The organism is Halomonas sp. BN3-1 (genome assembly GCF_003056325.1).
GTDB classification, from domain to species: Bacteria; Pseudomonadota; Gammaproteobacteria; order Pseudomonadales; family Halomonadaceae; genus Halomonas; species Halomonas litopenaei.
In genome coordinates this window covers 24,587-51,480 of the sequence record NZ_PYVV01000008.1, presented here as the reverse complement: position 1 = coordinate 51,480, position 26,894 = coordinate 24,587, and the positions used below count along the sequence as shown (strand labels likewise).

Below are 26,894 nucleotides of genomic sequence, written 5' to 3'. Positions count from 1 at the left end.
ACGGTAGGACCGCTTACCAGCCGGTCGCTTCCTTCAGGGCGTCGCCGATCTCGGCCAGGGAGCGCACGGTCTTGACGCCCGCGGCTTCCAGGGCGGCGAACTTCTCGTCCGCGGTGCCCTTGCCACCGGCGATGATGGCGCCGGCGTGGCCCATGCGCTTGCCGGGAGGAGCGGTGACACCAGCGATGTAGGACACCACCGGCTTGGAGACGTGCTCCTTGATGTAGGCAGCAGCCTCTTCCTCGGCGGTACCGCCGATCTCACCGATCATGACGATGGCCTCGGTCGCCGGGTCCTTCTCGAACATCTCGAGGATGTCGATGAAGTTGGAGCCCGGGATCGGGTCACCGCCGATGCCCACACAGGTGGACTGGCCGAAGCCGTGGTCGGTGGTCTGCTTGACCGCTTCGTAGGTCAGGGTGCCGGAACGCGACACGATACCGACCTTGCCCGGCTTGTGGATGTGACCCGGCATGATGCCGATCTTGGTCTCGCCCGGGGTGATGACACCGGGGCAGTTCGGACCGATCAGACGCACGCCCAGCTCATCGCACTTGACCTTGACGTCCAGCATGTCGAGGGTCGGGATGCCTTCGGTGATGCACACGATCAGCTTGATGCCGGCGTTGGCGGCTTCCAGGATGGAATCCTTGCAGAACGGGGCTGGCACGTAGATCACGCTGGCCTCGGCGCCGGTCTGCTCGACGGCTTCCTTGACGGTGTTGAACACCGGCAGGCCCAGGTGCTCCTGGCCGCCCTTGCCCGGGGTCACGCCGCCGACCATCTGGGTGCCGTACTCGATGGCCTGTTCGGAGTGGAAGGTCCCCTGTCCGCCAGTGAAGCCCTGGCAGATGACCTTGGTGTTCTTGTCGATCAGGATGCTCATTACTTGCCCTCCGCTGCCTTGACGACCTGCTGAGCCGCATCGGTGAGGCTCTTGGCAGCGATGATGTTCAGACCGCTGGAGGCCAGTTTCTCGGCACCCAGCTCGGCGTTGTTACCTTCCAGACGCACCACGACCGGCACATTGACGCCGACCTGCTCGACGGCACCGATGATGCCTTCGGCGATCATGTCGCAACGCACGATGCCGCCGAAGATGTTGACCAGCACGGCCTGCACGCTGTCGTCGGACAGGATGATCTTGAACGCCTCAGCCACGCGCTCCTTGGTGGCGCCGCCGCCGACGTCAAGGAAGTTGGCCGGCTGGCCACCGTGGAGCTTGATGATGTCCATGGTGCCCATGGCCAGGCCTGCGCCGTTGACCATGCAGCCGATGTTGCCTTCCAGGGCGACGTAGTTCAGGTCCCACTGGGCAGCGTTGGCTTCACGCTCGTCTTCCTGGGACGGATCACGCATTTCCTGCAGGTCCGGGTGACGGTACAGGGCGTTGCCGTCCAGGTTGATCTTGGCGTCGAGGCAGTGGAGGTTGCCTTCGTCGGTGATCACCAGCGGGTTGATCTCCAGCAGCGCCAGATCCTTGTCGTGGAACATCTTGGACAGACCCAGGAAGATCTTGGTGAACTGCTTCACCTGCGCGCCTTCCAGGCCGAGGGCGAAGGCCAGCTCACGCGCCTGGTAGGGCTGAGCGCCGACCAGCGGGTCGATCTCGGCCTTGAGGATCTTCTCGGGCGTCTCTTCGGCGACCTTCTCGATCTCGACACCACCTTCGGTGGAGGCCATGAAGACCACACGCTGGGTGCCACGGTCGACCACCGCGCCAAGGTACAGCTCATTGGCGATGTCGGTGCAGTTCTCGACCAGGATCTTGGCGACCGGCTGACCGTTCTCGTCGGTCTGGAAGGTCACCAGGTTCTTGCCCAGCCACTGCTCGGCGAAGGCCTTGGCTTCGTCCGGGCTCTTGATCAGCTTGACACCACCGGCCTTGCCGCGGCCACCGGCGTGGACCTGGGCCTTGACGACCCACATATCGCCGCCGATCTTCTTGCAAGCCTCATAGGCTTCTTCGGGGGTGTCGCAGGCGAAGCCCTTGGAAACGGGCAGACCATAGTCAGCAAACAGCTGCTTGCCTTGATACTCGTGAAGGTTCATCGATTCATGCCATTGGTTGCATGTGACTCGAACGGCGACCCACCCTGCCCCGAGGGACGAAAGTCATCGGGTCGCCACCGACCGCCACCGATACATGGTCGGCGGCGATGCGCTCGCGGAAAACACCGGCAAGCCTGCCAAAACTGCACAGGCTTGCCTAGGATTACCGGGCGCTTGTTGTCTTGCTAGCGCTTCTTGCGGTTGGCCACGTGGATGGCGTGACCTTCCACCGCCAGCGCCGCCTCGTGCACCGCCTCGGACAGGCTCGGGTGCGCGTAGCAGGTCAGCGCCAGATCTTCGGCGCTGGAGCCGAATTCCATGGCGATGACGCCCTGGGCGATCAGCTCACCGGCGTGCTGACCGACGATGTGCATCCCCAGGATGCGATCGGTCTCGGCGTCGGCGATGATCTTGGCCTGGCCTTCGGTGGCGTTGTTGGCCATGGCACGGCCACTGGCGGCGAACGGGAAGCTACCGGTCTTGACCTTGATACCGGCGGACTTGGCGTCCTGCTCGTTCATGCCGACCCAGGCCACCTCGGGGTGGGTGTAGATCACGCTGGGAATGGCGTCATAGTTCATCTGCGCCTTGTGGCCTGCGATGATGTCGGCCACCATCACGCCCTCTTCGGAGGCCTTGTGGGCCAGCATCGGGCCACGCACGCAGTCACCGATGGCGTAGACGCCCGGCACGCTGGTGCGGCACTGGTCATCGACGTGGATGAAGCCGCGCTGATCCAGCTCGACGCCCAGGCCGTCGGCTACCACGCCTTTGGTGTAGGGACGACGGCCGACACAGACGATCAGCTTGTCGAAGGTCAGTTCCTTCTCACCCTCGTTGTCCTCGTACTTGACGACGACTTCCTCACCCTTGACCTCGGAACCGGTCACGCGGGCGTTGAGCTTGATGTCCAGACCCTGCTTCTTGAGTAGCTTCTGAGTCTCCTTGGCGATGGCCGAGTCGACCATCGGCAGGAAGCTGTCCATCGCCTCGAGCACGGTCACTTCGCTGCCAAGACGGCTCCACACGCTGCCAAGCTCAAGGCCGATGACGCCGGCGCCGATGACGCCCAGACGCTTGGGCGTCTCCTGGAACTCGAGGGCGCCAGTGGAATCGACGATCAGCCCCTCGGTCAGCGGGGTCGGCGGGATCTCCACCGGCACCGAGCCGGCGGCGATGACGATGTTGTCCGCCTCGACCGTGCTGGACTCGCCGTCCTTGTCGGTGACCTCGACCTTGTTCTTGGCCACGACCTTGCCGGTACCTTCGATGGCGGTGACGCCATTGGCCTTGAACAGCCCGGAGATGCCGCCGGTCAGCTGCTTAACGATCTTGTCCTTGCGCGCCATCATCTTGGACACGTCCATGCTGACGTCGCCGGCCTGGATGCCCATGTCGTCGAAGTCGTGCTGGGCCTCGACGAACTTGTGGGAGGCCTCGAGCAGTGCCTTGGACGGGATACAGCCCACGTTCAGGCAGGTACCGCCGTGCACCACCTTGCCTTCCTTGCCGATCCACTTCTCGACGCAGGCGGTCTTCAGACCCAGCTGAGCAGCACGGATGGCGGCCACGTAGCCACCCGGGCCCGCGCCAATGACGATCACATCATACTTGTCGGCCATGTTGGCTCCTGTTCGTTCTGTGTGCAGAGGCTCTGCAGTAAATCCCTGTCGCTGCCACGGTCAGGCTCAGATTTCCAGCAGCAGACGCGCCGGATCCTCGAGCAGCTCCTTGATGGTGACCAGGAACTGTACCGCATCCTTGCCATCGATCATGCGGTGGTCGTAGGACAGCGCCAGATACATCATCGGGCGAATCTCGACCTTGCCGTTGACCGCCATCGGACGTTCCTGGATCTTGTGCATGCCGAGGATCGCGGTCTGCGGCGGATTCAGGATCGGGGTCGACATCAGCGAGCCGAAGATGCCGCCGTTGGTGATGGTGAAGGTACCGCCCTGCATGTCCTCGATGCCCAGCTTGCCTTCGCGTCCGCGCTTGCCGAAGTCGACGATGCCCTTCTCGACGTCGGCGATCTTCATGCTGTCGGTATCGCGCAGCACCGGCACCACCAGGCCACGGTCGGTGGATACGGCCACGCCGATGTCCTGATAACCGTGGTAGACGATGTCGTCACCGTCGATGGAGGCGTTGACGTCAGGGAAGCGCTTGAGCGCCTCGGAAGCCGCCTTGACGAAGAAGCCCATGAAACCGAGCTTGACGTCGTGGGCCTTCAGGAAGGTGTCCTTGTACTGGGAGCGCAGCTCCATCACCGCACCCATGTCCACCTCATTGTAGGTGGTCAGCATGGCAGCGGTCTGCTGAGCCTGGACCAGACGCTTGGCGATGGTCTTGCGCAGACGGGTCATCGGCACGCGCTTCTCGGGACGCTCGCCTTCCACGGCCGGGGCTGCGGTGGCGCCGGAGCTGGCCTTCTTGGCCGGCGCGGACTTCTTGGCGCCGCCGTCCTTGACCGCCTTGAGCACGTCTTCCTTGAGCACGCGACCATCCTTGCCGGTGCCCTTGATGGCACTGACGTCGAGGTCGTGCTCGGCGATCAGCTTGCGCGCGGCAGGCGCCACGATCTTGTCACCGACCTGCTCGTCGCTGTCGCCATCGTCGGCGCTGGCCTTGGGCGCTTCCTGGTCGGCGGTATCGGCAGAGCCACCGCCTGCACCCACCTCGAACACCGCCAGCACGGCCTCTGACTCCACGGTGTCGCCTTCCTCGATCTTGATCTCGGCCAGGGCGCCATCTTCCGGTGCGACCACCTCGAGCACGACCTTGTCGGTCTCGATCTCGGCCAGCACTTCGTCACGCTTGACCGCTTCGCCGACCTTCTTGGTCCAGCTGGCGACGGTCCCTTCCTGCACCGACTCGGGGAAGCTCGGCGCCTTGACGTCGCGCTTCTCGCCGCCGCCCTTGGGCGCTTCGGCCGGCTTCTTCTCGGCCTTGTCGTCGGACGCTTCGGAAGCGTCTTCCTTGGCGTCGTCCTCGTCTTTCTCGGACGACTCCTCGGACGCCTCCTTGGACTCGCCGCCGCCTTCACCGATGCGGCCCAGGACCTGCTCGGACTCCACGGTGTCGCCTTCTTCCACCAGCACCTCTGACAGGGTGCCGGCTTCCACCGCCACCACCTCGAGCACGACCTTGTCGGTCTCGATCTCGACGATCAGTTCGTCACGCTCGACGCTGTCACCCGGCTTCTTGTGCCAGGTACCTACGGTGCCTTCGGCAACGGATTCCGGAAAGGATGGTGCCTTGATCTCGGTAGCCATGTCGTATCCTTAGTGTTCTCTCTCTTCCCGATGGTCGCCTTAGAGATTGAAGGCGTCTTCCACCAGTTGGCGCTGCTGTTCGGTGTGAACGGACATGTAGCCCGCCGCGGGAGCCGCCGATGCCGGACGTCCGGCAAACTTCAGCTGACCGCCCAGGCCGTCCTTGAGCGAATCGGCGACGATGCGCAGATTGTGCTGCATGGAATACCAGGCGCCCTGGTTCAGGGGCTCTTCCTGACACCAGACGATGTCGGTGACGCCGCTGTAGTCCTTGAGCGTCTCGATCAGCTCTTCCTTGGGGAACGGATAGAGCTGCTCGACGCGCACGATCGCTACATCGTCACGCAGGTTCTCCTCGCGCCAGTTGGCCAGATCGTAGTAGACCTTGCCCGAGCACATGATGATCCGCTCGACCTTGGACGCATCACGCTGCCCTTGGTCGGGCAGCACCATGTTGAAGCTGCCGTTGGCGAGGTCCTCGAGGCTCGAGGTGGCTTCCTTGTGGCGCAGCAGGCTCTTCGGCGACATCACCACCAGCGGCTTGCGCAGCGGGCGAATCACCTGACGGCGCAGCAGGTGATAGATCTGCGCCGGGGTGGTTGGCACGCACACCTGCATGTTGTGCTCGGCGCACAGCTGCAGGAAGCGCTCGAGACGCGCCGAGGAGTGCTCGGGGCCCTGCCCTTCGAAACCGTGGGGCAGCAGCATGGTCAGGCCACACAGACGGCCCCACTTGGTCTCGCCGGAGGAGATGAACTGGTCCACCACCACCTGGGCGCCGTTGAAGAAGTCACCGAACTGCGCTTCCCAGATCACCAGCGCGTTGGGCATGGTAGTCGAGTAGCCGTACTCGAACGCCAGCACCGCCTCCTCGGAGAGGAAGGAGTCATGGATGGTGAAGCGCGGCTGACCGTCCGCCATGTGCTGAAGCGGCACGTAGGTGGAACCGTCGGCCTGGTTGTGGATCACCGCATGGCGGTGCGAGAAGGTACCGCGTCCGACATCCTGACCGGTCAGGCGAATCGGGTGCCCCTGCTCGAGCAAGGTGGCGTAGGCCAGGGTTTCGGCGAAGCCCCAGTTCATGGCCAGCCCACCGCCCTGCATCTTGCGGCGATCATCGTAGATCTTGGCCACCTGACGCTGCACCTTCACCCCATCAGGGATCTCGCACATCTTGGCGGCGAGCTGCTTGAGCCGCTTCATGTCGAAGGTGGTATCGGCGTGCCCGGTCCACTCGTGACCGAGGTACGGCTTCCAGTCGACGAACAGTGAGGTGTTGGGTTCCTGCACCAGGGCATTGGCCACGTGATTGCCGGCGACCAGATCATCGCGATACTTCTCGACCACCGCCTTGGCTTCGTCTTCGCTCAGCACGCCCTGCTTGACCAGGCGCTCGGCGTAGATCGCACGAGAGGACGGATGGTCCTTGATCTTGCGGTACATCATCGGCTGGGTGCCGGAGGGCTCGTCGGCCTCGTTGTGGCCGCGGCGGCGGTAGCACACCAGGTCGATGACCACGTCCTTCTTGAACTGCTGACGATAGTCCAGGGCCACCTGGGTCACGTGGAGCACCGCGTCGGGATCGTCACCGTTCACGTGCAGGATCGGCGCCTGCACCATCTTGGCGATGTCGGTGCAGTACTCGGTGGAACGCGCGTCCTCAGGATGCGAGGTGGTGAAGCCGACCTGGTTGTTGATGACGATGTGCACCGTGCCACCAGTCTTGTAGGCACGGGTCTGGGACATCTGGAACGTCTCCATGACCACGCCCTGACCAGCGAAGGCGGCATCGCCATGGACGTTGATCGGCAGCACCTTGCCGCCATCGACATCGTCGCGGCGATCCTGGCGTGCGCGTACCGAGCCTTCCACCACCGGCGCCACGATTTCGAGGTGCGAGGGGTTGAAGGACATCGCCAGGTGAACCTCACCGCCCGGCGTCATCACGTTGGAGCTGAAGCCCTGGTGATACTTGACGTCACCGGAACCGCGCTCGATCAGCTTCTTGCCGTCGAACTCGTCGATCAGCTCGCCGGGGTTCTTGCCGAGGATGTTGACCAGCACGTTGAGGCGACCGCGGTGGGCCATGCCGATGACCACTTCCTTGGTGCCGTAGCTGCCCGCGCGCTGGATCAGCTCGTCCATCATCGGAATGAAGGTCTCGCCACCCTCGAGGCCGAAGCGCTTGGTGCCCGGGTACTTGGAGGCCAGATAGCTTTCCAGCCCCTCGGCCGCGGACAACCGCTCGAACAGCTGCTTGCGGCGATCATCACCATGGTCCGGAGCCGAGCGCACCGACTCGAAACGCTGCTGCAGCCAGCGCTTCTCTTCGGTGTCGACGATATGCATGAACTCGCAACCGATCGAACGGCAATAGGTGCGATCCAGCGCATCGACGATTTCCTTGAGCGGCGCCTGGTCCTTGCCCAGGAAGAAGGAACCGGTCTGGAACTCGGTATCGAGGTCGGCCTTGGACAGCTGGTGGAACGCCAGATCAAGATCAGGCACCGGCTTCGGATCGCGCAGCCCCAGCGGGTCGATGTCGGCCTTCTGGTGGCCCCGGAAGCGATAGGCGTTGATCAGCTGCAGGACCTTGACCTGCTTGCGGCTCTCTTCGCTGTCGACGGTCGCGGCGCCGGCAACGGCGGTGCGACGTTCGCGGCCAAGCTGATAGAACTGATCACGGATCGGTGAGAGGGGGGTCTCGTCGGACGGGGCGCCTTCCTGGCGTGACAACTCGTCGAAGTAATCGCGCCATTCATCGGAGACGGCGCTAGGGTCGTCGAGGTACTGCTCATAGAGCGCTTCCACGTAGTGGACGTTGCTGCCCGTCACGTGAGAGGAGCGCCACATCAACTCCATTATGCCTTGTTGCATCTCTCGGTCACCCTGCACTGATGGGGTGGTAGTGGGCTCGATGCTCGTGATCTACCGCGGGCGTGGCGCAGGCCCCTCAGTGGAAGGCGTCCTGCCCATCGTCACCCTTGGCACTGACCATCATCGAGCGCCCTGGTGGTTCTGCCGCGGTCATCGGGGCCGCGGTCGATCTGCCTAGCGGTCTTGCATCATGCTCAAAAGCCGGTGCCCATGGCACCGGCTCCTGACGCTGTCATCCGGGGGCGCGACAGGATGCCGCGCCCCGGACCGAGCCCATGATAACAAGCCCGGCGCCACGATTTAAGTGGCATTCGCCAGCAACATCTCACGGATCTTGCCGATCGCCCGAGTCGGGTTAAGCCCCTTGGGACAGACCGCCACGCAGTTCATGATGCCGCGGCAACGGAATACGGAGAACGGATCCTCCAACTCCGACAGACGCTCCTGGGTCGCCGTGTCGCGGGAATCCGCGAGGAAGCGATAGGACTGCAGCAGGCCGGCGGGACCGACGAACTTCTCCGGATTCCACCAGAACGACGGGCACGAGGTGGAACAGCAGGCGCACAGGATGCACTCATACAGACCGTCGAGCTTGTCGCGCTCTTCCGGAGACTGCAGGCGCTCGATGGCCGGCGCCGGCGTGTCATTCTGCAGGTACGGCTGAATCTTTTCGTACTGCTTGTAGAACAGCGCCATGTCGACCACCAGGTCACGAATGACCGGCAGACCGGGCAAGGGACGCAGCACCAGCTTGTTGTTCTTGACCACCTCGGACAGCGGGGTGATACAAGCCAGGCCGTTCTTGCCGTTCATGTTCATGCCGTCACTACCGCAGACGCCTTCACGGCAGCTGCGACGGAAGGCCACGGAGCTGTCGTCCTCCTTGATCATCTCAAGCAGGTTCAGCACCATCAGGTCGCGACCCTGGGTGTCGACCTCGAACTCCTGCATATAAGGCGCGGAGTCGGTTTCCGGGTTGTAGCGGTACAGGGATACCTGAAGCTTGGACATGTTGACTCCCCCTTAATAGGTACGGATTTTCGGCTCGAACTTGTCGACGGTCTTCGGCGCGAAATTGACATCGCGCTGGCCGACCCGCTTCTCGCCGGGGAAGAACATGGAGTGCTTCAGCCAGTTGGCGTCGTCACGATCCGGATAGTCGTAGCGGGAGTGCGCACCGCGACTCTCCTTGCGCTCCAGTGCCGCGATGGCGGTGGCCTCGGCCACTTCCATCAGGTTGTCGAGCTCGAGCGCCTCGACCCGGGCAGTGTTGAACGCATGGGACTTGTCGGCCAGATGGGCGTTGGCGATCCGTCCACGCAGTTCGGCCAGCTTCTCGACGCCCTCGACCATGTTCTTCTCTTCGCGGAACACGCCGAAGGAGTTCTGCATGATGCTCTGCAGCTCGCGCTTGAGCTCAGGCACGCTCTCGCCGCCTTCGGACTCGTTCCAGCGAGTGATGCGCTTCATCGCGGTCTCGATGTCGGACTCGCGGGCATCCAGGTACTCGATGCCTTCATTGAGCGCGCTCTCGATGTACATGCCGGCGGCACGCCCGAACACCACCAGATCCAGCAGCGAGTTGCCGCCCAGGCGGTTGGCACCGTGCACGGAGACACAAGCTGCCTCGCCACAGGCGTAGAGACCATTGATGATCTGGTCGTTGCCGTCGGCATCCTGAGCGATCGCCTGACCATGCACGTTGGTGGCGATACCCCCCATCATGTAGTGGCAGGTCGGCACCACCGGGATCGGCTCCTTGGCCGGATCCACGTGGGCGAAGGTCTTGGCCAGCTCGACGATGCCCGGCAGACGCTTGGACAGCACCTCCTCGCCCAGGTGGTCGAGCTTGAGGAAGACGTGATCGCCGTCTTCGCCGCAACCACGGCCTTCGAGGATTTCCATGACCATGGAACGCGCAACCACATCGCGGCCGGCGAGGTCCTTGGCGTTCGGCGCATAACGCTCCATGAAGCGCTCGCCGTCCTTGTTGACCAGGTAGCCGCCTTCACCGCGACAACCTTCTGTCACCAGCACACCTGCACCGTGGATACCGGTCGGGTGGAACTGCCACATTTCCATGTCCTGCATCGGCACACCGGCACGCAGCGCCATGCCGATACCGTCACCGGTGTTGATCAGGGCATTGGTGGTGGAGGCATAGATGCGACCGGAACCGCCGGTGGCCAGCACGGTAGCCTTGGACTTGACGTGCACCACTTCACCGGTCTCGATATCCATGGCGATACAGCCGACCACGTCACCGTTGGCGTTCTTCACCAGGTCGACGGCGTACCATTCATTGAGAAAGGTGGTGTTATTTTTCAGATTGTTCTGGTACAGCGTGTGCAGCAGAGCGTGTCCGGTACGGTCGGCCGCGGCGCAGGTACGGGCCGCCTGGCCGCCTTCGCCAAAGTTCTTGGACTGACCACCGAACGGGCGCTGATAGATCCGCCCATTGTCGAAACGGGAAAACGGCAGGCCCATGTGCTCGAGTTCGAACACCGCCTTCGGCCCCTCGGAACACATGTATTCCGCAGCGTCCTGGTCGGTGATGTAGTCACCGCCCTTGACGGTGTCGTACATGTGCCAGCGCCAGTCGTCGTTGGGGTCGGAGGAAGCGATGGCACAGGTAATGCCGCCCTGGGCGGACACGGTGTGCGAACGCGTCGGGAAGACCTTGGACAGCACCGCGGTCTTCTTGCCGGACTTGGCCAGCTCCAGCGCCGCACGAAGGCCGGCACCACCGCCACCGATGATGATGGCGTCAAAGGTCAAACTACGCATGGTTGACATGTATCAGGCTCCCCACAGCACTTGGATGCCCCAGACCAGGAACACGAAGATGGCAATGATGATGACGGACTGGGTGCCGACACGAATGGCGGTCGGCTTGATGTAGTCGGTGGTCACGGTCCACAGGCCCACCCAGGCATGGGCGGCCAGCGAGACGAAGGCCAGCAACGAGAAGATTCGCATCCAGGTCTGCTCGAACAGACCGCTCCAGGTGGCATAGTCGAGCTGCGGATGAGCCAGCAGATAGACCACCAGAAAGACCGTGTAGAGCGCCATGACAACCGCACTGGCGCGCTGGATGATCCAGTCGGACAGGCCGCTGCGGCTGAAGCTCGTGATGTTGGTTACCATACCCAGACTCCCGCCAGAATGATCAGGACAACGCTCGCCACGATGGTGATCTGCGCCTTTTTCACCGCACCTTCCAATGACACGCCGATGTTGGCGTCCATAATGAAGTGCTTGCAGCCGGCGACGAAGTGGAAGGCCAGAGCGGACAACAGTCCCCAGGCCACCAGCTTGGCGAAGAAGTTGTGCGCCAGCGCATCGCGTACGGCGTCGAAACCGGCCGGCGAGGACAACGAGGCGTCCAACGCCCAGAAGCCGAAGATCAGACCGACGAAGAGAATGACGCCAGTGACCCGGTGGGTAATCGACGTCAAGGCGGGAAGGGGGAAGTGGATCGTGGATAGATCCAGATTTACGGGTCGTTTGCTATTCACGGCTCTCTACACACTCTCTTGGCCCACTCTACGACATACGGGCCAGAGGCCCGAGCGGGCGGTGGTTTTGGGAAGGGCGCTGTCGTGACCCAACCTTCGACAAGTTGGACACGACCTCCTGTTCCTGCCAGTCGCGGCCTGAATTATAGGGACATGCCCCCACCATGACAAATGGCATGACCATGCAATTTGGCGAACGCTTCGTCGGAAAATGCGGCAAAGCTGCATAAAAATGCGACTTCGTCAAGTTGCTGCACCGCAAAAGGACAGCCTATGATGCAAAGCACCATAACCTGTACAACACCTATACTGCTAAATGAGCATAGTACAACAGCAAGCGTTCAATGGGAGAATTGACAATATCCTGAACGCTTCTATAGTGGGCGAACCTTTTTTGCCGGGCGACCCCCTATTCGTCGGCACGTTAGTGAGAAATGACAACGTATCGCTCCATATCGAACACGAAGGAGGCCTGACATGGCTGAGAGAAAAGCGACCCTGACGGTGGATGGTCTGGAGAAACCTGTCGAACTTCCCGTCCATTCAGGCACCCTCGGCCCCGACGTCGTTGACGTGCGCGGACTCGGAGCGGAAGGCCTCTTTACCTTCGACCCCGGCTTCCTGGCCACCTCTTCCTGTGAATCCGGCATCACCTACATCGATGGCGCCAACGGCGTGCTGCTGCATCGCGGCTACCCGATCGAGCAACTGGCCAAGCATTCCAACTTCGTTGAGCTCTGCTACACCCTGCTGTTCGGTGAACTGCCGGACGAAGAGCAGTACAAGGACTTCGAGCACCGGGTGCGCAACCACACCATGGTCCACGAGCAGATCGCCAACTTCTTCAAGGGGTTCCGTCGCGACGCCCACCCCATGTCGATCATGTGCGGCGTGATCGGCGGCCTGGCGGCGTTCTATCATGACCACCTGGACATCACCCAGGCCAAGGACCGCGAGATCAGCGCCATTCGCCTGATCGCCAAGATGCCGACCATCGCGGCCATGTCCTACAAGTACAACATCGGCCAGCCTTTCAACTACCCGCGCAACGACCTGAACTATGCAGAGAACTTCCTCTACATGATGTTCAGCAACCCGTGCGAGCCCTACGAGATCAATCCGGTCTACGCCAAGGCCATGGACCGCATCTTCATGCTGCACGCGGACCACGAGCAGAACGCCTCCACCTCCACGGTGCGTCTGGCAGGCTCCACCGGCGCCAACCCGTTTGCCTGCATCAGCGCCGGCATCGCCGCTCTGTGGGGTCCAGCCCACGGTGGCGCCAACGAAGCAGTGCTCAACATGCTCGACGAGATCGGCGACGACTCCGAAGAGAACATCCAGCGCTTCATCGACAAGGCCAAGGACAAGGATGACCCGTTCAAGCTGATGGGCTTCGGTCACCGCGTCTATCGCAACTTCGACCCGCGCGCCAAGGTCATGAAAGAGACCTGCGACGAGGTCCTGGAAGAACTGGGCAAGGCCGACGATCCGCAACTCAAGATCGCCAAGCGCCTGGAGCAGATCGCCCTGGAAGACGAGTACTTCGTCGAGCGCAAGCTCTACCCGAACGTCGACTTCTATTCCGGCATCATCCTCAAGGCGATGGGCATCCCGACCAACATGTTCACGGTCATCTTCGCGGTATCCCGTACCATCGGCTGGATCTCGCACTGGAACGAGATGATCAGCGAAAGCTACAAGATCGGTCGTCCGCGCCAGCTCTACACCGGGCATCCCAAGCGCGACTACCCGTCCAAGTAATTCGCCGACCAGGTAATTCGCGTGGTGCCCGCTGCCCCATGCAAGGGAATCGCCGCCACGCCAGAAGACGCACCATCCCGCGTCGCATTACCATGAAAAGGGCCGCCCTCCGGGGCGGCCCTTTTTTTGTTCAACTTTTTTGCCCAACGGATGAACGGACACGCCTACCGGCGCTATGCTGACCCCTTCGAAGCAAATAACAAAGGAGCGCTTTCATGAGTCGAGACATCTCCACCGTCGCCTTTATCGGCCTTGGGGTCATGGGCTACCCCATGGCAGGCCATCTCGCCGAAGCCGGACTGACGGTACGGGTCTACAATCGCACCCAAAGCAAGGCCGAGCAGTGGTGCGAGCGCTTCGACGGCAGCCATCATGCGACACCCGCCGAGGCCGCCAGCGGCGCCGATCTGGTACTGGTGTGCGTGGGCAATGACGACGACGTTCGCGAGGTCACCACCGGGCCCGACGGGGTACTGTCGACGCTCTCCCAGGGCGCCATCCTGGTGGACCATACCACCGCCTCCTCGAGCCTCGCCGAGGAGCTCGACCAGGCCTGCCAGAAGCAGGATGTGGGCTTCATCGATGCGCCGGTCTCCGGCGGCCAGCAAGGAGCAGAGAACGGCGCCCTGACCATCATGTGCGGCGGCCAGGAGGAACACTTCTCCAGGGCAAGGCCGGTACTCGAGCACTATGGCAGAGCCGTGACCTTGATGGGCGGCGTCGGCGCTGGACAGCTGACCAAGATGGTCAACCAGATCTGCATCGCGGGCCTTGTCCAGGGCCTCGCTGAAGGCCTTCATTTTGCCGAGCAAGCGGGTCTCGACCAGGAGCGGGTGGTCGAGGTCATCAGCCAGGGAGCCGCCGGATCGTGGCAGATGGAGAACCGTCACGCGACCATGATCCGTGACGAATACGAGCATGGCTTCGCCGTCAACTGGATGCGCAAGGATCTGGATATCTGTCTGAACCAGGCGCGTCAGCTGGAGGCTCGCCTGCCGGTGACCGCCCTGGTAGACCAGTTCTACGCCGACGTGCAGGCAATGGGGGGTGGGCGCTGGGACACGTCCTCATTGCTGCGACGTCTGCGCGAAAGGTCTGACCGCAAGGACTGACATTTTCCATACCTGCCGGGCCAGCGCCCTCCTGCTGGCCCGACCTTCCCGCGGCGCCGGCATGCGCTCATGGGCCAACATCCCCCTCTCTCCCCAGGCCCCTTTCACCCCGCCCAGCGTTTTCCACACTTTCTGTGGATAACCCTGTTCACAACCTATCGAAACCGCCCTCGAATCGCCATGAACTGGGCATTGGGCTTAGATTGGTTAATTTTTAACCTGTCGCAACACGTTGATTTTGAAGGGAAAAAATATAAATCGCGCAACCACGGGCGTTATCCCCGTAGCAGAGGCTGACCGGGGGAAAAATGCGTCACTGGTGGACAAGAGGAAGGTTCTGTCAAGCCGTACAAGACAGTTTTTGCAAACCATCCACAAGCAAACTGAGGCTTCGTGCAAATCACGAAGAGCTCACAAAGCGAATGGTGATAACAAGAGGAGAGACCACGGAGTTCACAACGATTCATGCGAAAGCATGAATCCATGCGGAGCAGACGTCACGCACAGGAAGTGGCGTCCCATAGGGGGTTCGAACCCCTGTTCCCGCCGTGAAAGGGCGGTGTCCTGGACCACTAGACGAATGGGACGCAGCCTGAAACGAGATTGGTGGAGCCTAGCGGGATCGAACCGCTGACCTCGACACTGCCAGTGTCGCGCTCTCCCAGCTGAGCTAAGGCCCCATCTCGTGAAGACGAGACGTATCTTACGGATATCATAAGATTTGGTCAACCCCGGAAGCGCCAAAATTTTTCGGCGCCCCGGACATGGCGATGCCAAGGTGATGGGGTGCCAGCAGGCCTCCCCATCTTTTTCATCATGCCGCCGGCAGCTCGCGCTTTTTCTCAGGTCAGCTCGCGGCGCGCCTTCTCGAAGCGCTTGGCCTGCTTCCTGGAGACGCCGCCCAGCACGCCGATGGCGTGACGCAGGCGGGCGCGGGGGAGCTGAACGTATCAAGCGCCATGGCGATGCCAAGGTGATGGGGTGCCAGCAGGCCTCCCCATCTTTTTCATCATGCCGCCGGCAGCTCGCGATATTCCTTCTCGAAGCGCTTGGCCTGCTTCTTGGAGACGCCACCCAGCACGCCGATGGCGTGACGCAGGCGGGCGCGGGTCATGTCGGAGCCAAGAATCGCCATGGCGTCCATCACCGAGGTACTCGACGAAGAGCCGGTGATGGCGATAAAGACCGGTGCCAGCAGTACCTTCATCTTCAGATCGAAGTGGCTGCCCAACAGCTTGATCTCGGCCAGCAGCGCGTCCTTGTTCCAGCTGGACACACCTTCGAGCCGCCAGACCAGGAACTGCAGCAGCTTGACGAGATCTTCACGCTCCAGGTTGATCCCGTCGAAGCTTGCTTCGCTGATGGCGGGCAGCCCGGAGAAGAAGTGCCCCGCCAGAGGCGCCACGTCGGACAAGGTATCGACCCGCGTGCGCACCTGGGGCAGGATCTGCGCCACATAGTCTTCATTGAAGGCCCAGGTCATCAAGGCCTGGAGAAAGGCGCGATCGTCCAGGTCCTCGCGCAGGTAGACACCGTTGAGCCAGGTCAGCTTCTCGAGATCGAACACCGGGCCACCCAGCGATACCCGCTGAATGTCGAAGTTTTCCATCATCTCGGCGAGGGAGAACTTCTCTCGTTCGTCCGGCATGGACCAGCCCATGCGTCCGAGATAGTTGGTTACCGCCTGGGGCAGGAATCCCATACGCCGATAATAGTTGATCGAGGTAGGGTTCTTGCGCTTGGACAGCTTGGACTTGTCGGGATTGCGCAGCAGCGGCATATGGCACAGCTCAGGCATGTCCCAGCCAAAGTACTCATACAGCAACTGGTGCTTGGGCGCCGAATTGATCCACTCCTCGCCACGCAGCACGTGGGTGATCCCCATCAGGTGATCATCCACCACATTGGCCAGGTGATAGGTCGGCATGCCGTCGGACTTGAGCAGGATCTGCGCATCCACCTGGGCCCAGTCCACCTCGATGGCGCCACGCAGCATGTCCTGAACGACGCAGGGGCCGCTTTCCGGCACCTGCATGCGCACCACATAGGGCATGCCCTCTTGCTCGCGACGGGCCTGTTCATCGGGATCAAGCGCCAGATCGGCCGGCTTCAGCGCCAGGTGCAGCCCCTGGGCCTTGCGCGCCTCACGCAGCTCGTCGAGCTCCTCGCTGGTGCGGTAACACTTGAAGGCATGGCCGGCATCGATCAATCGCTGGGCGTGCTCGGCATAGATGTCTCCTCGCTCGCTCTGACGATACGGACCATGCGGGCCGCCGACATCGGGTCCTTCGTCCCATTCGAGCCCCAACCAGCGCAACGAATCGAGGATCATCTGCTCCGACTCGGCGGTGGAACGAACACGATCGGTGTCCTCGATGCGAAGGATGAACTCTCCCCCATGCTGTCGAGCAAAGCATAGGTTGAACAAGGCAATGTAGGCGGTTCCTACGTGGGGGTCCCCGGTGGGCGACGGGGCGATACGCGTGCGAACAGTCATAACGTCCTGCATCCTGAAGTCGTTGAAGCCAAGCTGGCGGCGTGGGCGCATTATACGCACCGACGAAGCAATTGCGCAGGACCCGGCGGGATTCGCGAAACTCTGAAATCGTCACCCCGTGCAGGGCTCGAACAGGTTGCCACCCCACCCAGGCCAGGAGAGCGACATGGACAGACTTCCCGACGGCTATCGCGCCCTCGTCATCGGCGGCAATGGAGGCATAGGTCGCGCCGTCGTCGATCGACTGCTCGCCGACCCACGGCTGGGGCAGGCGACCGTCGTCAGCCGAACCTCCTTTCAGGCCTCCTCTTCTCGCCTGGAAGCGATCGAAGGCGATGTCACCACTGCACAGGGCCGCGCTGACCTGGGTCGAGCCCTTCACGGCCCTGCTGGCCAAGCCGTTCCTCTTCACCTCGTGGTCAACGCCATTGGCCTGTTGCACGACGAGGCAAGCAACATTCAGCCCGAGAAACGCCTGGAGGACCTCGACGAAGCCGCCCTGACGACCCTTTTTCAGGTCAACGCCGCCACGCCGGCCTTGATGCTCCAGACGCTGCTTCCCCACCTCAAGGGCTCCCATCCCACCACCGTGGTCAGCCTATCGGCACGGGTCGGCTCGATCGGCGATAACGGCCTGGGCGGCTGGTACGCCTACCGCGCCAGCAAGGCCGCCCACAACATGCTGATGAAAACCGCTGCCATCGAACTCAAGCGATTGAATCCCCAGTCCTGCGTGCTGAGCTTCCACCCGGGTACCACCGACAGCTTGCTGTCACGCCCTTTTCAGGCCCGAGTCCCTGAGCACAAGCTGTTCACCGCCAACTTTGTCGCCGACCGACTGCTGACCATGGTGCAGCAGCGTGGCCCCGACGACAGCGGCGGCTTCTTCGACTGGGCCAACGAGCCGATCACCTGGTAGTGCGGCATAGGAACCGTCGAATATCGTTGACGCCTGATATTGCACAAGAGGTACTTATGAATGAGTATTCTAAATTCTCTTTATGTGTCGACAGGAAGGTTCCATGGACGCGCTGGGTCCGCGCATCAAATCTTTGAGGTTGGCAGCCGGCTTGAACAAGGCGGCGCTGGCTCGCCAGGTCGGGGTCTCTGACGTCACCATTTCCTACTGGGAGTCCGGCACCATCAAGCAGATCGGGCATGAACGCCTGGTGGCGCTGTCACAGGCCCTTAACTGCCCACTGGCACACCTGCTGGAAGGAGAACCGAGCCGACCATCTCCCCTCTACCTGAGATCGACCCTGCCGCTGCCCTGGCAGGAAGTCGCCCACAAGGGGATCGATCTGCCACTGGAGCTGATCCCGGAGCAGCGTTGGGACGGTGACTGCCACCTGGTGACGCCAGCGCCGGATGAGCACTTCGATTTTCTGGGACCGCTGGATCTGGCCGCCGTGGCTCCGACCGAGATATTCCGGCAGCCGGGACTCTATCTTGTGGCGGAGGAAGACACCCTGTACCTGCGCCGAGTCGCACAGGACAACAACGGGCAACTGACCTTTCAGCGCCAGGGCCAGACCACCACCATGCCTTATCACAGCGGCATGCGCCTCAAGGCCAAGGTGGTAGCGCTATGGCGTAGCGAGTCAGCGACCTGAGGTGAGACGAAAAGCAGAGATGAAACCAAAAGCAGTCGGCCGGGCCTGACGTTTCATCTCTCGCCTACCCAGATCATCCATCCAGGCGCCCAAGCCCCGAGAGCGAGCCCGACGGGTCAGGTCGGTCACTCCGGCCTGACCGTCCCTTGCCGCCTCTGCCCTGCCCGGCAGTCTTGTCGCCACCGCTCTCTGTGCCTTGCCCTTCTTATCCTCTGCCCTTCTTATCCCCTGCCCTTCTCATCACTTGCGCTTCTTATCCCTTGAGCTTCTTATCCCTTGAGCTTCTTACCCCTGGCGCCGTTTATCCCTCTTACTTATAAGTCGGCGATGGCGTCCAGGCGCGTTCGACACATGACGTCCGCTTCCAGCCATCTTCCAGGACGCTTTTCTGGAACACTTCTCCAGAACTGTTCTCAGTCTTTTCCAAGAACTCTTCTCAAGAACGTTGCCCCGAGAACTCTTCCCAAGAACTTTTCTCAAGCATGTTTTCCGAGAACACTTCTCAAAGCCTTTTCAGATACATCTTCTCAACAACTTTTCGCAAGAACTTTGCCAGGAACACTTCTCAAGAACACGTTTCCGGAACGATTTCCAAAAACGATTTCCAAAAGCGACTTCCACGGGCGGCCTGTAACAACTTCCTGCTGCGTTCGCGTCTTCGGGACACTTATCAAGGGCTGCTTTCAAGGATTGAGTCAGGGGCTTTGCTGCACTTCGACATCGTCCAGCGTTCGTCGCACTTCCTGCCCTACCAGAAACCGCTGGCTAGCCTTGATGATCTTGCCCAGTCCATGCTCCGACGTGGCAACCAGTGGCCCACCAAGGTGCTCGCCGCTCGGCCCGATCCGCGCCTTGACCTCGGCGGGCTGCACGTCAGCAGGAGCGGTGACCAGTTCGATACGATAGTAGCCATCGGGCAACCCGCTACCGGGACCGTAGGGCCCGGCTGCCACACTGCCCTCACGCACCTCGGTGCGTGACTGCCAACGCACATTGCTGGCCTCGCGCACCACCCGCAGCTGGACTCTGGTGCCTTCCGGCAAGTTGGTCGTGGCCGCCACATGCATTCGCCGATCCGACGCCAGCCGGATATCCAGCGATACCGTCACCGGCTCGTCCAGCGCCGCTACCGTCATCGGTTCAGGTTCAGGTTCAGGTTCAGGTTCATCAGCTCGGGACGTCACCCTTTCGACAGAACCGGACGCGATGTCTCGCTCACCGCTCTGCTCCGAAGGCTGACTCACTGTTGAATCTCCATCACAGGCCGCCAGCACCCCGGCAACCATGGCTCCTGCGACCAACATTACTACAAAACGCCAAGGGCTCATCATCACCTCTCCTTGCTGCTACATGAGCCTAGCACGGTGCTAGTTCAGTGTACGCCCGAGCGCCCCGCCCTTTTCAAAACAATCTTCAGCACAATCACTTCATAACACCTTTCGTTACGCTTTATAACACTTAAACACCAATTAAAACCCATAAAAAGCTAATAAAAAGGAATTATGCGTAAAGATGCATCTACGCTAAATATTCAACTACAAGAGTTTTAGAAAGCCCATACAAGCTTCATTGCCTTTCCACCAAGATAACCATTACATCCGGACTAGGTGAGGTATAAACCGATGACTTTGCAACGAAAACTACTCGTTATTGCTCTCGCCAGCGCGATGGCGACCCTGACCGCCTGCTCTGGTGATTCCAGCAACTCTCGCACCCTGGCCAGTAACAGCCAGGACCCGATTACCAGCGGTGGCGACGATGGCTCCGGTGGTGACGGCTCCGGTGGTGACGGCTCCGGTGGTGATGGCTCCGGTGGTGACGGCTCCGGTGGTGATGGTTCCGGTGGTGACGGCTCCGGTGGTGACGGCTCTGGCGGCGATGGAGGCGATGGTGATGGCTCCGGTGGTGACGGCGGCGATGGTGACGGCTCCGACGGCGATGGCGGCGATGGCGATGGTGATGGATCCGACGGTGGCGATGGCGGCGATGGCATTGCCCGCTCATCGCTGGAAGACGTCTTCCTGAAGACCGCCGATACCGGTGATGGAGTCGATACAACCCTGTCCGATATCGGTAACGGCATCTCCCAACAGAGTGTCGCCCCCCGCATGGCAAGCGTCACCGAGCCTGCAGGTACGATCGTCTCCGAAACGGGCGATGCGGTCGGCGACATCTCGAGCGGCGTACGCGATGGTGCCGGCAGCCTCAGCACCAATGACAACTATCTGGGCACCACTGCCGCTGGCGTGACCAACGGTGTTGGCGAGCTTGGACAGGCAGTTTCGGCGACAGGAGACACCATTGCGGGGCTGGGCGAACTGCCCGTGGTGCTGGAACTCGATGCCCGGACAGGCCTGGTGACCAAGCTCGCCACCACCGTCAATGGCCTTGGCGGCAAAGTGGAGCGCGTAGGCGATGCTCTCAGCGTCAATTTCGAGGATTCCAGCGAGGTGCTCGGGGCCACCACTACCAAGCTTGGTGTTGCCCTTCGTCCGGTGCTGCTGGGCACAGACGGTAAGGTCACTCGCGTCGGTCAAGCGCTGGTATTGCCGGCCCAGGCCGGCAACCTGCTGCTACGCACCGGTGGCACCCTGGCCGACCTCGGTCAGCGTATCGGTGAACGCTACTCTCTGCTTGGCGGCGCCGGAGACAGCGTGACCGGTACCGGCAATATCGTCATCGCGACCGGCGAGCTGCTCGGCGGAGGTGAAGGCGACAATGGCTCAGGCGGGGGACTCGGCGGACTGCTCGATGGCGATACCAGCGCGCCTGAAGACGGCCGCACCGACCTGGAACGCACCATCGCCAGCGCAGGACAGACCGGGGCCGGTGCTGGAGACGCGGTCACCGCCCTGGGCGATGGCATTTCGCAGCAAAGTCTAGGAGGACGTGGAGAGTTCGTCACCGACGGACTGGGCAATGTCATCAGCAATGGCGGCCAAGCCGTATCCGGGCTCAGCAACGGACTCGACAATGGTCTGGGCAACTTCTCGAACAATCCCAACGCTCTGGGGACCACCTTGGCCGGCGGCGGTGTAGCGGTATCCGAAACCGGAGAGGTGGTATCCAGCCTCGGCGCCACCGTCGGCAACCTGAACCAGCTCCCCCTGGTCATGCAGCTCGACAACCGCAGCGGCGCCATCACCCAGCTCGGCAGCAGCGTCGCGGCCCTTGGTGGCGGCGTGACCCAGGCCGGCAACGTGCTGACACTGAACTTCAACGACGACGGCTCGCACCTTGGTGGCCTGACCCGCGAAGTGTCAGCGGTATTGCGCCCCGTTGTCATCCAGACAGATAGCGGTGTTACCCAGCTGAGCCAGGCCCTGGTGGTCGGCCCCGAGGTAGGCAGCGTGCTGATCCAGACCGGTGTTGCGGTGGATGGTCTGGGTGGTCGCCTGGGCCAGGGCAATGACCTCGCCACTGGCCTGGGTGCGGCTGTCAGCGGTGTCGGAGGCATCGCCGCCAACACCGGCAGACTGCTGGGCGGTGATGAAGCTCGACTGCTTTCGCGTCTCGACGGACAGGGACTCAGTCAGCTGGAATCGGCCGGGCTGCTGGGCGAAGGGGCCTTGCTTTCTGACCTCGGAGGAGGCCAGCAAGGTGGCCTCGAGGCGGGACTCGGAAGCCAGTTAGGTGGTGACAGCAACCTCATCGCCGGACTCAACGATACGCTGGGCGGCGACGGTGGATTGACCGCCGGGCTCGGCAACTCGCTCGGTGGTGACAGTGGCGGCGGCCTGGTCTCTGGAGTCTCCGATACCCTGACCAGCACCCTCGGCGGTGGCGAAAGCGGCGGCGGTCTGGTGTCCGGGGTCTCCGACAGCCTGACCGGCACCCTCGGCGGTGGCGAAAGCGGCGGCGGCCTGGTGTCCGGGGTCTCCGACAGCCTGACCGGCAGCCTCGGCGGTAGCGAAAGCGGCGGCGGCCTGGTGTCCGGGGTCTCCGACAGCCTGACCGGCAGCCTCGGCGGTGGCGACAGTGGCGGCGGCCTGGTGTCCGGGGTCTCCGACAGCCTGACCGGCAGCCTCGGCGGTAGCGAAAGCGGCGGCGGTCTGGTGTCCGGGGTCTCCGACAGCCTGACCAGCAGCCTCGGCGGTGACGATAGCAGCGGCGGCCTGGTCGGCGGCACCCTGGACACCGTCGGTGGCGTGACCGACAAGCTCACCGGTGACCTGGGCGGCAACCAGGACAGCGGTGATGACGCCAGCAGCGACAAGGGCATCGTCGGTGGACTGGTAGGAGGCCTTCTGGGCAAGAACTAATCTTGCCCGCTCCAGAATGGTAAACGCAGGCCCGATACCCCCGCGGGTATCGGGCCTCTTCTTGGAATCATGCTCAACACCAGTCCAGACGCTGCTCATAACAATATTCGAGGCCCCCTGACGGGCCTCGTCCAGGGATCCACAAGGAAGCCTATGCCAAGCACTACGCCGCATCCAACGCCCCACACACACCCCCCTTCCCCACCACGCTCGCGATACAGCCACCTTCCCCTGGTGATGGCCGCCGGCAGCCTGTTGGCCGTGTCCCCCCTCCAGGCCCAGCAGACGCTGGAGACCGTCGACGACATCATCGAGAATCGCCGGCTGGCGCCACAACAGCGCAGCGTAGAAACCGAGGTTGACCTGCCAAGCGACGCCAGCGCCGGCATCCCCGCCCACGTCACCGTGCGTCACGTGCGCTTCATCGGCGACAGCGTGCTGGATCTGGCCGAACTGAGTCAGGGACTTCAGGCCATGATCGGGCAGAGCGTGAGCCGAGAGGCCATCGAGGCCGAAGTCCAGGCGATCACCGACGCCTACCAGGAAGGCGGCTATCCGCTGTCCTTCGCCTACCTGCCGACCAACAACTTTCGTGACGGCAACGTGCGCATCGTACTGGTGGAGGGGCATATCGCCCGTACCGAGATCGTGGTAGACGATGACCCCGTGGCGGGCCGGGTGGAGAAACTGGTCCAGCCATTGCTGGAAGAACGCCCTCTGACGCGCAGCACCTTTGAGCGTGTCAGCGGGCTGATCGAGCGAATTCCCGGTGCCAGCCTGACCCTGAAGGCACCGGTGCCGCGCACCCCCAGCGGCGCCACCACCCTGCGTGTCGAACAGCGTCGAATCGATCACTATGGCTACTCGGGCAACATCAGCGGTGGCGACGAGCAGGACACCATCTTCATCAATCGGGTGTCGGCCCAGAGCCTGACGGCCGGAGGAGACAGCCTGGGCTTCTCCTGGCTGTGGCCCATCGACAACGACAACGAGCTCTACGCGCTAGACTATCGTACCGATATTGGCCACGACGGCCTGACGCTATCTGCCTCCTCCGACAGCTATCGTGGTGAGGATGAAGATGTTTATCCATTCGAAGGACGGCTCTTTGACCTGGACCAGGACACCGACCGACAACGCTATCGCCTGGGGCTGTCCTACCCCTTGCTGCTGTCACGCTCCTCGAGCCTGACCCTGGGCGGCGCCTTGCGTCACCACGATGAGACCAAGACCACATCACTCAGCTTCGAGGAACAGACCCTCAACCAACTGGTCGAGGAGTCCGAGTATTCGGCCGCCGATCTGGACCTGAACTATCGCACCCAGCGTGGACGGCAGTTCTGGCTGGCCTCGCTGGCCCTGCGCCAGGGCATGGATCTGGGGGCCAACGAGCAGCAGCGCCGGCTCAACGGTACACCGCTTGCCGACAACGGAGATCTACACTTCACCCGCTGGCAGCTGGACGCCCAGTACAGACGCCTGTATGGCGATCACTGGCGCCTTACCGCCAGCGCCAACGGTTTCTACTCCGACGATGCGCTGCCGGAACCCGAGCGCGGCAACTACGGTGGCCAACGCTTCGGTCGCGGCTATGACGCCGGCCAGGCGGAGGGCGACTACGGTTTCGCCGGGGCGCTGGAACTACGCTATCTGCAGCCTGTGAATAGTGCCTGGCTTTCCCGCGTCGAGCCCTACCTGGTGCTGGATGGCGCCCGCACCGAGTTTCAGGAGCGCAACGCGGATAGCCACCTGGCTTCGGCGGCGGCCGGCGTCAGCCTGGGCAAAGGACGTCTGTACGGCCTCACCCTGGAATACGCTGAGCCCATCGGCGATCGTGACCTCGAGACCGATAGCCGCGAGGGTCGCATCAACGCCCGCCTGACCTGGAACTTCGAAGGCTGATCTCTGGGCTATGGATGAACTCGCCAGGGGCCGCCACACCGGGCCCCTGGCCAGATCACTTGACCCTAGGCCCTCATTTGCGGCAGGGCCGGCCGCTCGCTCAGTCGGCCTCCCGGCCGCCCTTTCAGCGGCCCTGTCAGCCGACCCCAGCGCCACTTCCTATTGCCCTGCACACGACAACCCTGCGCGTGTCTCGTCGTGCAGCGAGACCGCGTGTGGTGAAACATTGGCGTCGCCTCATTTCTTGAGCCAGGCCAGCAAATTTACCTCTCATCTCGCCGCATCGTCGCCGTCCTTGCAGCGGATCAAGCATTGTGCCGACCCAACTCCCGGCAGACTGTCGAGGCCCGTAGACTCGAAGACAGGCGGTCACACAAGGGCCGTCTGTCCCTGATCACACCGACAACAAAAGAGCCTACACCATGACCTTCTGAAACGAGGAAACCGAGATGGAAACGCAAGTGACCTCCTCCAAACGGCGCTCCAGCCTGCGCATGCCCACGGTCTATACCCTGCTCTTTGTGATCACCGCGCTGGTGGCGGTGCTGACCTGGGTCATGCCCGCCGGCAAGTACGACTACCATGTGGAAGGCAGCGATCAGGTCATTGCTGCCAGCGACGTGCTCGACTATCAGGGTGACGGCCGCCTGTTGCCGATTCCCGGCACCTACCAGGTGCTGGAAAGCTCCCCCCAGGGGCCTTTGGATGTGCTGGTGGCACCGATCCAGGGATTCCACAAGGCCGTGGACGTTGCCCTGTTCGTGCTGGTCATCGGCGGCTTCCTGGCGGTGACGATGCGCTCGGGCGCCCTGGATGCCGGGATCGGCGCGGTGGTCGAGCGCTTTGGCGGGCGCGAGCAGTACCTGATTCCGGTACTGATGGTGCTGTTTGCCCTCGGCGGGTCCACCTACGGCATGGCCGAGGAAACGGTCGCCTTCTGGGCCATCATCCTGCCGGTGATCACCGCCGCCGGCTACGACCGCATGGTGGCCGCAGGCATCATCTTGCTCGGCTCCGGCACCGGTGTGCTGGCCTCCACCGTCAACCCCTTCGCCACCGGCATCGCCTCGGGCTTCGCCGGCCTGCCGATCGGCGCCGGTATCACCCTCAGGCTGGCGCAGTTCGTGATCCTGGTGTCACTGGCTATCTGGTTCGTGATGCGCTACGCCGCGCGGATCAAGCGCGACCCGCAGCGCTCGGTGCTGGCGGACCTGCATCTGACAGCCGCCCCTCAGGCCAAGGAGGCCGCCTCGACCCAGGCGTTCACCCTGCGCCACAAGCTGACCATGACGGTGTTCTTCATGACCTTCGGGATCATGGTCTACGGCGTCGTGCCCTGGGAAGACATGGGCATCACGGCTTTTCCGACCCTGTGGTGGTGGTTCGATGAACTCTCCACCCTGTTCCTGAGCGCTGCCATCCTGATCGCCCTGATCAATCGACAGTCCGAATCCGACTTCATCGAGACCTTCCTCGATGGCGCCAAGGACCTGATCGGCGTGGCCCTGGTGGTGGCCGTGGCACGCGGCATCTATGTGGTGATGGACAACGGCGTGATCATCGACACCATCCTCAATTGGGCAGAAGGCGCGGTAGCCGGCCTGTCCTCGGGATTGTTCGTGGTGGTGGCCTACGTGGTCCACATCGTGCTGAGCTTCTTCATCCCATCGACTTCAGGGCTGGCCACGGTGTCCATGCCGCTGATGGCGCCACTGGCCGACTTCTCGGGCGTAGATCGCGAACTGGTGGTCACCGCCTTCCAGTCCGCCAGCGGCTGGATCAACATGTTCGCCCCCACCGCCGCCCATCTGGTCGCCGGACTGGCGCTTGCCAAGATACCCTACGAGCGCTTCGTCAAGTGGGCGCTGCCTTATATCCTGATGACGCTGGGAGTCACCACCGTGACATTGTTCGTGGGCGCCAGCCTCACCTGAGCACAGATCGCGTCAGGGCAACCAACGCAAGTCGAGCATAAAAAAACGCCAGCGCTTTCCAAGCGCTGGCGTTTGCTCTTGCACGACG

Annotated in this window: 18 protein-coding genes and 2 tRNA genes; 7 read left to right on the top strand and 13 right to left on the bottom strand. The window is 62.4% G+C overall.

The features are described from left to right. Nucleotides 1–13 precede the first annotated feature (13 nt). The 9 genes from sucD to sdhC all read right to left on the bottom strand — a co-directional run bounded on the left by sucD (nucleotide 14) and on the right by sdhC (nucleotide 11,722). On the bottom strand, nucleotides 14–886 hold the full coding sequence (gene sucD, locus C9F12_RS12180) for a succinate--CoA ligase subunit alpha (protein WP_045992944.1): 873 nt from the start codon (nucleotides 884–886) through the stop codon (nucleotides 14–16). Then, entirely contained in the window at nucleotides 886–2,052 is a 1,167-nt protein-coding gene (gene sucC / locus C9F12_RS12175; protein ID WP_045992945.1) for an ADP-forming succinate--CoA ligase subunit beta, read from the bottom strand. Before sucC ends, sucD begins: the two co-directional genes overlap by 1 nt. 185 nt (nucleotides 2,053–2,237) lie before the next feature. Next, complete coding sequence (lpdA, locus tag C9F12_RS12170; protein ID WP_045992946.1) at nucleotides 2,238–3,674, bottom strand: dihydrolipoyl dehydrogenase; 1,437 nt, start codon at nucleotides 3,672–3,674, stop codon at nucleotides 2,238–2,240. 66 nt (nucleotides 3,675–3,740) lie between these two features. Further along, a complete protein-coding gene (odhB, locus tag C9F12_RS12165; protein ID WP_108449047.1) occupies nucleotides 3,741–5,327 on the bottom strand; it encodes a 2-oxoglutarate dehydrogenase complex dihydrolipoyllysine-residue succinyltransferase in 1,587 nt (528 codons plus the stop codon). Between the two features lie 39 nt (nucleotides 5,328–5,366). After that, the gene (locus tag C9F12_RS12160; RefSeq protein ID WP_045992948.1) at nucleotides 5,367–8,204 is read right to left on the bottom strand and encodes a 2-oxoglutarate dehydrogenase E1 component; all 2,838 of its coding nucleotides are present in this window, start codon (nucleotides 8,202–8,204) and stop codon (nucleotides 5,367–5,369) included. Between the two features lie 300 nt (nucleotides 8,205–8,504). Then, nucleotides 8,505–9,215, bottom strand: coding sequence for a succinate dehydrogenase iron-sulfur subunit (locus C9F12_RS12155; RefSeq protein WP_045992949.1), 711 nt, complete (start codon nucleotides 9,213–9,215; stop codon nucleotides 8,505–8,507). Between the two features lie 12 nt (nucleotides 9,216–9,227). Continuing rightward, nucleotides 9,228–11,000: a succinate dehydrogenase flavoprotein subunit gene (gene sdhA, locus C9F12_RS12150; RefSeq protein WP_045992950.1), complete on the bottom strand. Its 1,773-nt coding sequence runs from the start codon at nucleotides 10,998–11,000 to the stop codon at nucleotides 9,228–9,230. Nucleotides 11,001–11,003: 3 nt separating this feature from the next. Continuing rightward, nucleotides 11,004–11,351, bottom strand: a complete 348-nt coding sequence (sdhD, locus tag C9F12_RS12145) for a succinate dehydrogenase, hydrophobic membrane anchor protein (protein WP_045992951.1) — start codon at nucleotides 11,349–11,351, stop codon at nucleotides 11,004–11,006. Further along, entirely contained in the window at nucleotides 11,345–11,722 is a 378-nt protein-coding gene (sdhC, locus tag C9F12_RS12140; RefSeq protein ID WP_045992952.1) for a succinate dehydrogenase, cytochrome b556 subunit, read from the bottom strand. Before sdhC ends, sdhD begins: the two co-directional genes overlap by 7 nt. Nucleotides 11,723–12,199: 477 nt before the next feature. On the opposite strand from sdhC, the gene gltA reads away from it, so the two are divergent. Both gltA and C9F12_RS12130 read left to right on the top strand, forming a co-directional pair. Next, entirely contained in the window at nucleotides 12,200–13,486 is a 1,287-nt protein-coding gene (gltA, locus tag C9F12_RS12135) for a citrate synthase (protein WP_045992953.1), read from the top strand. A gap of 215 nt (nucleotides 13,487–13,701) precedes the next feature. Further along, nucleotides 13,702–14,598, top strand: coding sequence for an NAD(P)-dependent oxidoreductase (locus C9F12_RS12130; protein WP_108449046.1), 897 nt, complete (start codon nucleotides 13,702–13,704; stop codon nucleotides 14,596–14,598). A gap of 511 nt (nucleotides 14,599–15,109) precedes the next feature. Here C9F12_RS12130 and C9F12_RS12125 read toward each other — a convergent pair. From C9F12_RS12125 to gltX, 3 genes are all read right to left on the bottom strand, one after another. Next, a tRNA-Glu gene (locus tag C9F12_RS12125) sits at nucleotides 15,110–15,185 on the bottom strand. A gap of 17 nt (nucleotides 15,186–15,202) precedes the next feature. After that, nucleotides 15,203–15,278: transfer RNA gene (locus C9F12_RS12120), tRNA-Ala, on the bottom strand. A gap of 329 nt (nucleotides 15,279–15,607) precedes the next feature. Next, nucleotides 15,608–17,095: a glutamate--tRNA ligase gene (gene gltX, locus C9F12_RS12115; protein ID WP_108449045.1), complete on the bottom strand. Its 1,488-nt coding sequence runs from the start codon at nucleotides 17,093–17,095 to the stop codon at nucleotides 15,608–15,610. A gap of 166 nt (nucleotides 17,096–17,261) precedes the next feature. Between gltX and C9F12_RS12110 the strand changes: the two genes are divergently transcribed. Both C9F12_RS12110 and C9F12_RS12105 read left to right on the top strand, forming a co-directional pair. Then, entirely contained in the window at nucleotides 17,262–18,014 is a 753-nt protein-coding gene (locus tag C9F12_RS12110) for an SDR family NAD(P)-dependent oxidoreductase (RefSeq protein ID WP_108449044.1), read from the top strand. Between the two features lie 103 nt (nucleotides 18,015–18,117). Beyond that, nucleotides 18,118–18,708, top strand: coding sequence for a helix-turn-helix transcriptional regulator (locus C9F12_RS12105; RefSeq protein WP_162816469.1), 591 nt, complete (start codon nucleotides 18,118–18,120; stop codon nucleotides 18,706–18,708). Between the two features lie 695 nt (nucleotides 18,709–19,403). Here the strand turns inward: C9F12_RS12105 and C9F12_RS12100 are convergent. Continuing rightward, a complete protein-coding gene (locus C9F12_RS12100; protein ID WP_162816468.1) occupies nucleotides 19,404–19,952 on the bottom strand; it encodes a hypothetical protein in 549 nt (182 codons plus the stop codon). Between the two features lie 378 nt (nucleotides 19,953–20,330). On the opposite strand from C9F12_RS12100, the gene C9F12_RS12090 reads away from it, so the two are divergent. The 3 genes from C9F12_RS12090 to C9F12_RS12080 all read left to right on the top strand — a co-directional run bounded on the left by C9F12_RS12090 (nucleotide 20,331) and on the right by C9F12_RS12080 (nucleotide 26,806). Further along, complete coding sequence (locus C9F12_RS12090) at nucleotides 20,331–22,970, top strand: collagen-like triple helix repeat-containing protein (protein ID WP_205254682.1); 2,640 nt, start codon at nucleotides 20,331–20,333, stop codon at nucleotides 22,968–22,970. Between the two features lie 261 nt (nucleotides 22,971–23,231). Then, nucleotides 23,232–24,872 carry a ShlB/FhaC/HecB family hemolysin secretion/activation protein gene (locus C9F12_RS12085; RefSeq protein WP_240184248.1) on the top strand — a complete coding sequence of 547 codons (1,641 nt, stop codon included), beginning with the start codon at nucleotides 23,232–23,234 and terminating at the stop codon, nucleotides 24,870–24,872. A gap of 449 nt (nucleotides 24,873–25,321) precedes the next feature. Then, complete coding sequence (locus C9F12_RS12080) at nucleotides 25,322–26,806, top strand: YfcC family protein (protein WP_108449039.1); 1,485 nt, start codon at nucleotides 25,322–25,324, stop codon at nucleotides 26,804–26,806. The last annotated feature ends 88 nt before the right edge of the window (nucleotides 26,807–26,894 follow it).

Bases quoted from the DNA above. Each gene is read 5' to 3' on its own strand.
- sucD (WP_045992944.1), bottom strand. From the start codon at position 886: ATGAGCATCCTGATCGACAAGAACACCAAGGTCATCTGCCAGGGCTTC.
- sucC (WP_045992945.1), bottom strand. From the start codon at position 2,052: ATGAACCTTCACGAGTATCAAGGCAAGCAGCTGTTTGCTGACTATGGT.
- lpdA (WP_045992946.1), bottom strand. From the start codon at position 3,674: ATGGCCGACAAGTATGATGTGATCGTCATTGGCGCGGGCCCGGGTGGC.
- odhB (WP_108449047.1), bottom strand. From the start codon at position 5,327: ATGGCTACCGAGATCAAGGCACCATCCTTTCCGGAATCCGTTGCCGAA.
- C9F12_RS12160 (WP_045992948.1), bottom strand. From the start codon at position 8,204: ATGCAACAAGGCATAATGGAGTTGATGTGGCGCTCCTCTCACGTGACG.
- C9F12_RS12155 (WP_045992949.1), bottom strand. From the start codon at position 9,215: ATGTCCAAGCTTCAGGTATCCCTGTACCGCTACAACCCGGAAACCGAC.
- sdhA (WP_045992950.1), bottom strand. From the start codon at position 11,000: ATGTCAACCATGCGTAGTTTGACCTTTGACGCCATCATCATCGGTGGC.
- sdhD (WP_045992951.1), bottom strand. From the start codon at position 11,351: ATGGTAACCAACATCACGAGCTTCAGCCGCAGCGGCCTGTCCGACTGG.
- gltA (WP_045992953.1), top strand. From the start codon at position 12,200: ATGGCTGAGAGAAAAGCGACCCTGACGGTGGATGGTCTGGAGAAACCT.
- C9F12_RS12130 (WP_108449046.1), top strand. From the start codon at position 13,702: ATGAGTCGAGACATCTCCACCGTCGCCTTTATCGGCCTTGGGGTCATG.
- gltX (WP_108449045.1), bottom strand. From the start codon at position 17,095: ATGACTGTTCGCACGCGTATCGCCCCGTCGCCCACCGGGGACCCCCAC.
- C9F12_RS12110 (WP_108449044.1), top strand. From the start codon at position 17,262: ATGGACAGACTTCCCGACGGCTATCGCGCCCTCGTCATCGGCGGCAAT.
- C9F12_RS12105 (WP_162816469.1), top strand. From the start codon at position 18,118: ATGGACGCGCTGGGTCCGCGCATCAAATCTTTGAGGTTGGCAGCCGGC.
- C9F12_RS12090 (WP_205254682.1), top strand. From the start codon at position 20,331: ATGACTTTGCAACGAAAACTACTCGTTATTGCTCTCGCCAGCGCGATG.
- C9F12_RS12080 (WP_108449039.1), top strand. From the start codon at position 25,322: ATGGAAACGCAAGTGACCTCCTCCAAACGGCGCTCCAGCCTGCGCATG.